This window comes from Massilia agrisoli (assembly GCF_020831365.1).
GTDB classification, from domain to species: Bacteria; Pseudomonadota; Gammaproteobacteria; order Burkholderiales; family Burkholderiaceae_D; genus Telluria_A; species Telluria_A agrisoli.
This window is the reverse complement of the sequence record NZ_JAJHPV010000025.1, coordinates 36,854-47,488: the sequence shown is the minus strand read 5'-3', so window position 1 is coordinate 47,488 and position 10,635 is coordinate 36,854. Positions and strand designations below refer to the sequence as shown.

General features: G+C 61.6%; 9 protein-coding genes. 5 read left to right on the top strand and 4 right to left on the bottom strand.

Features of this window, described 5'->3' with window-relative positions; translation table 11 throughout:
- From LMJ30_RS21630 to rpsL, 4 genes are all read right to left on the bottom strand, one after another.
- Positions 1-352: GTP-binding protein (locus LMJ30_RS21630; RefSeq protein ID WP_229431683.1), on the bottom strand; the 352-nt coding region annotated here is incomplete at its 3' end.
- A gap of 92 nt (positions 353-444) precedes the next feature.
- Positions 445-2,550, bottom strand: coding sequence for an elongation factor G (fusA, locus tag LMJ30_RS21625; protein WP_229434655.1), 2,106 nt, complete (start codon positions 2,548-2,550; stop codon positions 445-447).
- Positions 2,551-2,664: 114 nt separating this feature from the next.
- Positions 2,665-3,135: a 30S ribosomal protein S7 gene (rpsG, locus tag LMJ30_RS21620; protein WP_229434654.1), complete on the bottom strand. Its 471-nt coding sequence runs from the start codon at positions 3,133-3,135 to the stop codon at positions 2,665-2,667.
- A gap of 113 nt (positions 3,136-3,248) precedes the next feature.
- Positions 3,249-3,632, bottom strand: a complete 384-nt coding sequence (rpsL, locus tag LMJ30_RS21615) for a 30S ribosomal protein S12 (protein ID WP_119811749.1) — start codon at positions 3,630-3,632, stop codon at positions 3,249-3,251.
- Between the two features lie 411 nt (positions 3,633-4,043).
- Here rpsL and LMJ30_RS21610 point away from each other — a divergent pair, with 411 nt between their 5' ends.
- The 5 genes from LMJ30_RS21610 (at position 4,044) to LMJ30_RS21590 (ending at position 10,620) form a co-directional block, all read left to right on the top strand.
- Positions 4,044-5,894, top strand: a complete 1,851-nt coding sequence (locus LMJ30_RS21610) for a phosphoethanolamine transferase (RefSeq protein ID WP_229434653.1) — start codon at positions 4,044-4,046, stop codon at positions 5,892-5,894.
- Positions 5,895-6,045: 151 nt separating this feature from the next.
- The gene (locus tag LMJ30_RS21605) at positions 6,046-7,314 is read left to right on the top strand and encodes an efflux RND transporter periplasmic adaptor subunit (RefSeq protein ID WP_229434652.1); all 1,269 of its coding nucleotides are present in this window, start codon (positions 6,046-6,048) and stop codon (positions 7,312-7,314) included.
- 28 nt (positions 7,315-7,342) lie between these two features.
- On the top strand, positions 7,343-8,047 hold the full coding sequence (locus LMJ30_RS21600) for an ABC transporter ATP-binding protein (RefSeq protein WP_229434651.1): 705 nt from the start codon (positions 7,343-7,345) through the stop codon (positions 8,045-8,047).
- A gap of 9 nt (positions 8,048-8,056) precedes the next feature.
- On the top strand, positions 8,057-9,373 hold the full coding sequence (locus LMJ30_RS21595; protein ID WP_229434650.1) for an ABC transporter permease: 1,317 nt from the start codon (positions 8,057-8,059) through the stop codon (positions 9,371-9,373).
- A gap of 8 nt (positions 9,374-9,381) precedes the next feature.
- Positions 9,382-10,620, top strand: a complete 1,239-nt coding sequence (locus tag LMJ30_RS21590; protein WP_229434649.1) for an ABC transporter permease — start codon at positions 9,382-9,384, stop codon at positions 10,618-10,620.
- Positions 10,621-10,635 lie beyond the last annotated feature (15 nt).

Below are 10,635 nucleotides of genomic sequence, written 5' to 3'. Positions count from 1 at the left end.
CGCGGGTCTGTGGCATTGGGCCGTCAGCTGCCGAGCAAACCAGGATCGCGCCGTCCATCTGCGCTGCACCGGTAATCATGTTCTTGATGTAGTCGGCGTGGCCTGGGCAGTCAACGTGAGCGTAGTGACGGTTTGCGGTCTCGTACTCGACGTGCGCGGTGTTGATGGTAATGCCGCGTGCTTTTTCTTCTGGTGCTGCATCGATCTGGTCGTAAGCTTTTGCTTCGCCGCCGAATTTCTTCGACAGGACGGTAGCGATAGCTGCGGTCAGGGTGGTCTTGCCGTGGTCAACGTGACCGATGGTGCCGACGTTGACGTGCGGCTTGGTCCGTTCGAATTTACCTTTTGCCATTTTGATCTTCCTTTAAATGATTATTTTTTTGCGGACAGAGCAGGGCTAGCGCCCCGCTCTGTCCTCAACTAACTAGATTTTTCTGACTAAAATTACTTCGACTTAGCAGTAACGATTGCGTCGGTAACGTGCTTAGGCGCTTCGGAGTAGTGCTTGAATTCCATCGTGTACGTTGCACGGCCTTGCGTTGCGGAACGCAGCGAGGTCGAGTAACCGAACATTTCCGACAGTGGTACTTCGGCCTTGATGATCTTGCCGCCGCCGCCTGGGATTTCGTCCATGCCCTGCACCATACCGCGGCGGGACGACAGGTCGCCCATCACGGAACCGGCGTAGTCTTCCGGGGTTTCCACTTCCACCGACATCATTGGCTCGAGGATGACCGGGGATGCTTTACGGCAGCCGTCCTTGAACGCCATCGAAGCAGCCATACGGAACGCGTTTTCGTTCGAGTCAACATCGTGGTACGAACCGAAGAACAGCGTGACCTTGACGTCAACGACCGGGTAGCCAGCCAGAACGCCGGTTGGCAGCGTCTCGCGAACACCCTTCTCAACTGCAGGGATGTATTCGCGTGGAACGGTACCGCCCTTGATCGCGTCGACGAACTCGAAGCCCTTGCCTGGCTCTTGCGGTTCGATCTTCAGGACAACGTGACCGTACTGACCACGACCGCCCGACTGCTTGACGAACTTGCCTTCGATTTCTTCGCAGACCTTGCGGATCGTTTCGCGGTATGCAACCTGTGGCTTGCCGACGGTTGCTTCCACGCCGAATTCGCGCTTCATGCGGTCAACGATAATTTCCAGGTGCAGCTCGCCCATACCACCGATGATGGTCTGGCCCGACTCTTCGTCGGTCTTGACGCGGAACGAAGGATCTTCCTGTGCCAGGCGGTTCAGCGCCAGGCCCATTTTTTCCTGGTCAGCCTTGGTCTTTGGCTCGACTGCCTGCTGGATCACTGGCTCCGGGAAGACCATTTTTTCCAGCGTGATGATGGCCGAAGGGTCGCACAGGGTTTCGCCCGTGGTCGCTTCTTTCAGGCCAACAGCAGCGGCGATGTCGCCAGCGCGTACTTCCTTGATTTCTTCACGCTGGTTAGCGTGCATCTGCAGGATACGGCCAAGACGCTCTTTCTTGTTCTTGATCGGGTTGTACACGGTGTCGCCCGAGTTGATGGTGCCCGAGTACACGCGGAAGAAGATCAGCTGGCCGACGAACGGGTCGGTCATGATCTTGAACGCGAGTGCAGCGAACTTCTCGTCGTCGGTTGCCTTGCGGGTGGTCGGCTGGTCGTCTTCGTCCGTGCCGCCCACTGGTGGAATGTCCACTGGCGATGGCAGGTATTCGATGACGCCGTCCAGCATTGCCTGAACGCCCTTGTTCTTGAACGCGGTACCGCACATCATCGGAACGATTTCCGACGCGATGGTGCGCTGGCGCAGTGCGGCCTTGATCTCTTCTTCCGAGAGGTCGCCTTCTTCCAGGTACTTGTTCATCAGGTCTTCCGACGCTTCAGCGGCGGTCTCGACCAGCTTCTCACGCCATTCGTTGGCCTGGTCCTGCAGTTCTGCAGGAATGTCGCGGTAGTCGAACTTCATGCCCTGCGACGCGTCGTCCCAGTAGATTGCCTTCATCTTGACGAGGTCGACCACGCCCTTGAAGTTGTCTTCTGCGCCGATTGGAATCTGCAGCGGAATCGGGTTTGCCTTCAGGCGAGCGCGCATCTGCTCGTAGACCTTGAAGAAGTTCGCGCCGGTACGGTCCATCTTGTTGACGAACGCGAGGCGTGGCACCTTGTACTTGTTAGCCTGGCGCCATACGGTTTCCGACTGTGGCTGAACGCCGCCGACTGCGCAGTAAACCATGCAGGCGCCGTCGAGCACGCGCATCGAGCGCTCAACTTCAATGGTGAAGTCAACGTGGCCCGGGGTGTCGATGATGTTGATGTGGTGCGGCTCGAAGTTGTTAGCCATACCTTTCCAGAAGCAAGTCGTTGCTGCGGAGGTAATGGTAATACCGCGTTCCTGCTCCTGCTCCATCCAGTCCATCGTCGCGGCGCCGTCGTGCACTTCGCCGATCTTGTGGTTCACGCCCGTGTAGTACAGGATGCGCTCGGTAGTGGTGGTTTTACCGGCGTCGATGTGAGCGGAGATACCGATATTGCGGTAGCGCTCAATGGGGGTCTTGCGTGCCATAATTATTCCTAAATCTTTTAATGAACAAAACCGAGCCACATTTTTTCAACAAAATGAGCCCGGCCTCGAACAACGGATGGATGGCCGCGCCCCTCGCAGGGCCTGGCCAACAGATTAGAAGCGGAAGTGCGAGAACGCCTTGTTCGCTTCAGCCATACGGTGAACTTCGTCACGCTTCTTCATTGCGCCGCCGCGCATTTCAGCTGCTTCCATCAGCTCACCGCCGAGGCGTTGTGGCATGGATTTCTCGCTGCGCTTGTTTGCGGCTTCGCGCAACCAACGCATGGACAGCGCCATACGGCGAACTGGGCGAACTTCAACTGGCACCTGGTAGTTGGCGCCGCCAACGCGGCGGGACTTCACCTCGACCATTGGCTTAGCGTTGTTGATCGCTGCAGCGAAGACTTCAAGCGGGTCCTTGCCGGACTTTTGCTTGATGTGCTCGAACGCACCGTAGATGATGTTCTCAGCGACCGACTTCTTGCCGGACAGCATCAGAATGTTAACGAACTTGGCGACATCGGTATTGCCGAATTTTGGATCAGGCAGGATCTCGCGCTTGGGTACTTCACGACGACGTGGCATTTCAATTCCTTTCAGTCTTCAGTTGAGTGCGCTGCGCACACTCGCGGTGGCCATCATAGCCATCCACTTACTCGACCTTGCGGTCGGTTCAACTCAATAGATGGGCAAAAATATTACTTCTTGCCGGCTTTAGCGCGCTTCGCACCGTACTTCGAACGAGCTTGCTTACGGTCTTTAACGCCCTGAGTATCCAGTGCACCGCGAACCATGTGGTAACGCACACCCGGCAAGTCTTTCACACGGCCGCCGCGCAGCAGCACGACACTGTGTTCTTGCAGGTTGTGGCCTTCACCGCCGATGTACGAAATGACTTCGAAACCGTTGGTCAGGCGAACTTTGGCGACTTTACGCAGAGCCGAGTTAGGCTTCTTTGGGGTCGTCGTGTAAACACGGGTGCAAACACCACGTTTTTGCGGGCAATTTTCCAGCGCCGGCGATTTGCTCTTCACGATCGTAGCGACACGTGGTTTGCGAATCAGTTGATTGATGGTTGGCATCGTTATTAATCCAACAAAGATACAACGTGAATAACCCGGGCGATGCCCGGGGACTAAAACTGAGTCCCGGTTTGGACTGACAGCGGAGGCGACAATAGCCACTCGCGAAGGAGCGGCTGAGCAACGCACGCGGTGTGCAGAATAAATTCGAGAACTCGCGAGTATAGACTTGATGCAGGGCAGGGTCAACCGGTTTACCGGCCTGGCGGGCGCAACAATGCGGTAAACGGCGGCCTGGCGTCGTTATCTGGCGACAAATCGCGCTCGTCGTTCCCGCGCAGGCGGGAATCCATAGCGCGCGTACGGGTCGACCCAGCATGGGTTCCCGCCTGCGCGGGAACGACGGGTCAAAAAGTTCCACGACGGCTGGGAACGCCGTGATAATAGACGACTTTTTGCTTTCGTCCAATCATGCGACACCTGCTGCGCCCCGCCACCCTGTTCCTGCTGCTGACCTATGTATGCGTGTCGGCGGTGCCGTTCGTGCCTGCCCTGCTGGGCAAGCCGGTCGTGCGCCCGTGGCAGGTGCTGGGCATCGAGCTGCTGGCCTGGATGGCGGCGTGGGCGGTGTTCAAGCGGCCGGCGCGCTTCCACTGGCTGCTGATCCCTGCCTTCCTGGCCCTGCCGACCGAAATCTACCTGCTGACCTATTACGGGCAGGGCATTTCGACGCACCACCTCGGCATCATCGCCGAAACCAGCCCGATGGAAGCGATGGAGTTCCTTGGCAGCAAGGTTTGGCTGATGCTGGCGGTACTCGCCGGGTCAATCGCATGGTGGTTCATGACCTTGCGGGCGGCGCGCGCAACCCGCCAGCTGGACTGGAACGACAGCTCGCGCATCGTGGCCCTCGTCGCGCTGGCCGTGGGCGGCGCAGTGTGGGGCTATGGCCATGAATTCGGCGTGTCCGCCCAGGAGACGCAGGCGGCAACACGCCCCCTGCCCCCGCTGGCCCATCTGGTCAAGGCCAAGACCGAAGCCCCGAAGCCCGCATCGGCATCGGTTGGCGCCGGGCATACCGGGCTTGACCTCCCTCCGCTTGCGCACTGGGCGCGGTTGCCCGTCGACTTCGAAGCCTTCGCCCGGTCCTGGCCGTTCGGGCTGGTGGCGCGCGGCGCCGACTACTATAAAGAGCGCCAGCACCTGGCTGAACTGGGCAAGCGCAGCAGCAATTTCCGCTTTGGCGCACGCCAGGCCGCGCCGGATGCCGCGCCCGAAACCGTGGTGCTGGTGCTCGGCGAATCTTCGCGCTTCGACCGCTGGAGCCTGAACGGCTACACCCGCGAGACCAATCCGCAGCTGGCGAAGGAAGCGAACCTGGTCACGCTGCCCGACGTGATCACGGCCGTCTCGGCCACCCGCCTGTCGATCCCGGTGATCATTTCGCGCAAGCCGTCGATGCAAAGCCTGAAGGACGGCTTCGCGGAGAAGTCCTTCATCACCGCGTACAAGGAAGCCGGGTTCAAGACCTACTGGCTGTCGAACCAGATCTCGTTTGGCGAATACGACACGCCGGTGTCGGTGTTTGCGAAAGAGGCGGATGTCATCCAGTTTCTCAACCTGGGCGGCTTCACCAACAACTCGAACCTCGATGAGATTTTGCTCGATCCTTTGCGGATCGCGCTGGCCGACGCCTCACCGAAAAAACTGATCGTCCTGCATTCTCTGGGCAGCCACTGGAACTACAGCCAGCGCTATCCAAAGGCGTTCGACAAATGGCAGCCGTCGCTGAAGGGCATGGACAAGCCGGTCTACACCGACGTCAAACTGAAGACGCACCTGAACAACAGCTACGACAGCAGCATCCTGTACACGGACTGGTTCCTGGCGCAGGTGATCGGCAAGCTGAAAGGCGCCGGCAGCCGCAGCGCGATGGTGTATGTGGCCGATCACGGGCAGCTACTCTACGATGGCAGCTGCAAGCTGGGCTTCCATGGCCACAACACAAAGAACGACTTCCATGTGCCGGCCTTCGTCTGGTACTCGGACGCTTACCGTGAACGCTACCCGGACAAGGTTGGCCAGCTGGCGCGGCACCGCGGCGCAAGGCTGGCGACCGAAAACATGTTCCATACGCTGCTTGATCTCGGCGACATCCGCTATGCAGGCGAACACCTCGAACGCAGCTTCGTCAATCCTGCGTTTAAAGAACACAAGCGCTATGTGGACAGCTACGGCTGGAGTAACTACGACAATGCCAACTTCAAGGGCGACTGCCGCGAAGTGATCGACCGGGGTACGCCGCTCAGGCGCGAGAAGTAGGCCCGGACAGCGTCCGCGCGCGTCCGCAGGCGCCCGTCCGGACATCGCGGACAGCGGACGCCAGAATAAAATATGCTTGCAAATCAAGCATTTATGCTCTGGCACAGTTCGTGCATTGATATTTACATCAATGCACAAACTGAAACAGGCCATGATTCGCGATACCTCACACCAGGACACCGTCGTCGCCCCGCCCAAGGGCCAGAAAAACAAGCGCCGCGCCATCATTGCGGGCAGCGTGGCCGCCGGTGCGGCTGCCGTCGTCTTCCTGCTGTCCGCATGGAGCAGCAGCGAACACTCGGTCAACGCCAACCGCATCCGCGTCGCTGAAGTCGGCCGCGGCACGCTGGTGCGCGATGCGTCGGTCAACGGCCGCGTGGTCGCCGCCGTCAGCCCTACCCTCTACTCCACCGCCCCGTCGACCGTCACGCTGAAGGTCGCAGCAGGCGACACCGTCAAGCGCGGCCAGGTGCTGGCGGTGCTGGAGTCGCCCGACCTGTCCGACGCACTGAAGGTCGAGCAGTCCAGCTACCAGCAGCTGGAAGCCGAAGTGGCGCGCCAGCGCATCCTCGCGCGCAAGCAGAAACTGCTGGCGCAGCGCGAAGCCGACACCGCCGAGATCGACCGCCTGTCCGCCCAGCGCACGCTGGAGCGCTACGAGGGCGTCGCCAACGACGGCATCATCGCCAAGATCGACTACCAGAAGGCCAAGGACGCGCTTAAATCGGCGCAGATCCGCGCCAAACACGCAGCCGACGCCGCAGCGCTGGAAGGCGACGACGTCGGCCTGGCGCTCAAGACCAAGGTCAATGAACTCGACCGCCAGCGCCTGTCGATGGCCAACGCCCAGCGCCGCGTCGACGAACTGACGGTGCGCGCGCCGGTCGATGGCTTCATCGGCACGCTGTCGGTGCAGAACCGCAGCGTGGTCCCTGCCAACGCCGCTCTCATGACGCTGGTCGACCTGTCGCGCCTCGAAGTCGAACTCGAAGTACCGGAGACCTACGTGTCCGATATGGGCCTGGGCATGACCGCCGAAATCGCCCTGCCGTCCGGTACCGCCACCGGCAAGCTGTCCGCGCTGTCGCCGGAGGTCGTGCGCAACCAGGTGCTGGCGCGCGTGCGCTTCGACGGCGAACAGCCGAAAGGCCTGCGCCAGAGCCAGCGCCTCACCGCGCGCCTGCTGATCGAGGAAAAACCGAATGTGCTGATGGTGCCGCGGGGCCCGTTCGTCGAAAACGAGGGCGGACGCTTCGCCTACGTGGTGGAGGGCGGCGTCGCCGTGCGCCGCCCGATCACCGTGGGTGCGACCAGCATCTCCGCGGTCGAAATCCTGTCCGGCCTCAAGCCGGGCGACAAGGTGGTCATCGCGGGTACCGACACGTTCAAGAACGCCGCCCGCGTCTCAATCAATCAATAACAATCAACCGAACCTGAAAGGACATCCCATGCTGCGCATGACAAACCTGAGCAAGGTGTACCGCACCCACATGATCGAAACCCACGCGCTGCGCGGCTTCGAGATCGACGTCAAGCAGGGCGAATTCGTCACCGTCACCGGCCCTTCGGGTTCGGGCAAGACCAGCTTCCTGAACATCGCAGGCCTGCTCGAAGACTTCACCGACGGCGAATATGTGCTCGACGGGATCAACGTCAAAGGCATGGACGACAACGCGCGCTCGCGCCTGCGCAACGAGAAGCTGGGCTTCATCTTCCAGGGTTTTAACCTGATCCCCGACCTGAACCTGTTCGACAACGTCGACGTCCCGCTGCGCTACCGCGGCTTCAATGCCGCCGAACGCAAGGAGCGCATCGAAGACGCGCTGGCCAAGGTCGGCCTGGCGTCGCGCATGAAACACTACCCCGCCGAACTGTCGGGCGGCCAGCAGCAGCGCGTGGCGATCGCGCGCGCGCTGGCCGGCTCGCCCAAGCTGCTGCTGGCCGATGAACCGACCGGTAACCTCGATACCCAGATGGCGCGCGGCGTGATGGAACTGCTCGAAGAGATCAACTCGCAGGGCACCACCATCCTGATGGTCACCCACGACCCTGAGCTGGCGGTGCGTTCGCAGCGCAACGTGCACATCATCGACGGCCAGGTGTCCGACCTGGTGCGCAAGGCGCCGACGCTGGTCGCCGGCCACGTCGCGTAAGGAGGCGCCATGTTCCTCTACTACTTCCGGCTCGGCGTCCACAGCCTGCGCCGCAACCCCGCGCTGACCGCGCTGATGGTGCTGACCCTGGCCATCGGCGTAGCGGCCACCATGTCGACCCTGACCATCCTGCACGTGATGTCGGGCGACCCGATTCCGCACAAGAGCAACCGGCTGTTCGTACCGGTGATCGACAACGGCCCGCTGGAGGGCTACAACCCTGCGGACGACAACCGCGGCCACGACATGATGAGCTACCGCGACGCCGCCAACCTGCTCAAGGATGGCTTTGGCGAACGCAGGACTGTCCTGTATGCCATCAGCGCCCCGGTCGAACCAGAGCGCAAGGACCTCGCGGTGATGGCCGCCGAAGGCCTCGCGCCGACCCGCGACTTCTTCGCGATGGTCGAAGCGCCCTTCCTGTACGGCCAGCCGTGGAGCGAAGCGGACGACAAGGCCGGCGCCGATGTGGTCGTGCTGAGCAAGGAGCTGTCCGAAAAGCTGTTCGGCGCTGTCGACCCGGTGGGCAAGCGCGTACGCATGATGGGCTTCGACTTCCAGGTGGTCGGCGTACTGAAACAGTGGGTGCCGGTGCCGAAGTACTACCGCCTGGTAGGGGGCGACGGCGCCTTCGGCAAGGCAGAGGAATTCATGATTCCGTTTGCCTCGGCGATTCGCCATGAGACTGGACATAACGGCAGCATGAGCTGCAGTTCGCGCCGTGAACCGGGCTGGCAGGGGCTGCTCGACTCCGAATGCACCTGGCTCCAGTTCATGTTCGAGACTGCTTCAAGCGGCGACCGCGCCGACCTGCAGGCTTACCTGGACAACTACGCCAACGAACAGCGCAAGCTCGGGCGCCTGAAGCGCAACGCGAAGAACGAACTGTTCGACGTCATGGAATGGCTGGAACGCCGCAAGGTGGTCGGCAACGACAGCCGCCTGGCCGCATGGCTGGCCTTTGGCTTCCTGGTCCTGTGCCTGGTCAACACGATCGGCCTGCTGCTGGCGAAGTTCTCGGTGCGCGCTTCCGAAGTGGGCATCCGCCGCGCGCTGGGCGCGTCGCGAAAGGAGATCTTCACCCAGTTCCTGATGGAGACCGCGGTGGTCGGCCTTGCCGGCGGCATGCTGGGCCTGCTGCTCTCGTTTGGCGCACTGGCGCTGATCGGCATGCAGTCGGAGCAGCTGTCTGTGGTCACGCAGATGGACTGGCAGATGCTGGGGCTGACCTTTGTCATGTCGCTGCTCGCCGCGATCGTCGCCGGCCTGCTGCCAACCTGGCGCGCCTGCCAGGTGACGCCCGCCATTCAACTTAAATCGCAGTGAGGTAAGCAATGGAAATCCGTCCAATCCTGTCGGCCCTGCTACGCAGCAAAACCGGCGCCATCCTGGTCGCCGTGCAGGTAGCAATCAGCCTGGCCATCTTGTCCAACGCGCTGCATATCGTTGAAGTACGCCAGGGCGTGGCAGCGCGCCCCAGCGGCATGCACGACGAAGGCTCGCTGTTCTACCTGCGCGTGCGCCACCTCGACGAGTCCGACCACAACGGCCAGCTCGCGCTCCAGAAGAGCGAAGCGGCGACCCTGCGCGCAGTGGCTGGCGTGACCTCGGTGGCTTTCACCAACCAGATGCCGATGTCGCGTTCGGGAAGTACCAACAGCGTCGCAGCCGACCGCAAGCAGGTCACGCCAAGTGCAGACGCTTCGGCCTACTTCAGCCCCGAATCGCTGGTCAAGACCTGGGGCCTGAAGATCGTCGAAGGGCGCGATTTTACGCCGGACGAAGTTATCGAGATCGACGCGAGCGCCGACCGCGACAGCTTCCCCAAGTCGGTCATCGTGACGCGCGCGCTGGCCAGGAAGGTATGGCCGAACGACGCCAGCCCGCTCGGCAAAACCCTGTTCTTCGGCACAGGCGAAGATGCCAACGGCACCACCGTCGTGGGCGTAGTCGAAACGCTGCAGACGCAGTCGGCGCAGGTCGACGAAAGCGGCGAATTTTCTACCATCATCCCCTTGCGCCTGACTAATGGCTTCGGCACGATCTACACGGTGCGCGCCGAACCGGGCCAGCGCGACCGCGTGATGAAGGAAGCGGAAGAAGCGCTGCGCAAGGCCGCACCGCGACCTGTCCTTCTCGACGTGAAGACCGTCGATGAAGACCGCACCGACCGTTACCGCGCAGATAACGCACTGTCCTGGATGCTGATCACGGTCAGCGTGCTGCTGTTGCTGATCACCGCGAGCGGCATCGTCGGCATGGCCAGCCTGTGGGTTACCCAGCGCCGCAAGCAGATCGGCGTACGCCGCGCACTCGGGGCGCGCCGCATCGACATCCTGCGCTACTTCCTGACCGAGAACTTCCTGATCACCAGCTGCGGCGTGTTTGGCGGCGTGATGATGGCGCTCGGGCTGAACCACCTGTTGGTCAGCAAGCTCGAACTGACGCGCCTGCCGATGGGCTACCTGCTTGCAGGCGCAGGCCTGTTCTGGGCGCTCGGCGTGGCGGCGGTATATGGCCCTGCGTGGCGCGCTGCGACGATCTCGCCGGCGATGGCGACCCGCAGTGCCTGACCGCGATTCTCCGGT

Excerpts from the sequence above, each read along its gene's own strand:
- rpsL (WP_119811749.1), bottom strand. The coding sequence starts at position 3,632 with ATGCCAACCATCAATCAACTGATTCGCAAACCACGTGTCGCTACGATC.
- LMJ30_RS21600 (WP_229434651.1), top strand. The coding sequence starts at position 7,343 with ATGCTGCGCATGACAAACCTGAGCAAGGTGTACCGCACCCACATGATC.
- LMJ30_RS21610 (WP_229434653.1), top strand. The coding sequence starts at position 4,044 with ATGCGACACCTGCTGCGCCCCGCCACCCTGTTCCTGCTGCTGACCTAT.
- LMJ30_RS21590 (WP_229434649.1), top strand. The coding sequence starts at position 9,382 with ATGGAAATCCGTCCAATCCTGTCGGCCCTGCTACGCAGCAAAACCGGC.
- rpsG (WP_229434654.1), bottom strand. The coding sequence starts at position 3,135 with ATGCCACGTCGTCGTGAAGTACCCAAGCGCGAGATCCTGCCTGATCCA.
- fusA (WP_229434655.1), bottom strand. The coding sequence starts at position 2,550 with ATGGCACGCAAGACCCCCATTGAGCGCTACCGCAATATCGGTATCTCC.
- LMJ30_RS21595 (WP_229434650.1), top strand. The coding sequence starts at position 8,057 with ATGTTCCTCTACTACTTCCGGCTCGGCGTCCACAGCCTGCGCCGCAAC.
- LMJ30_RS21605 (WP_229434652.1), top strand. The coding sequence starts at position 6,046 with ATGATTCGCGATACCTCACACCAGGACACCGTCGTCGCCCCGCCCAAG.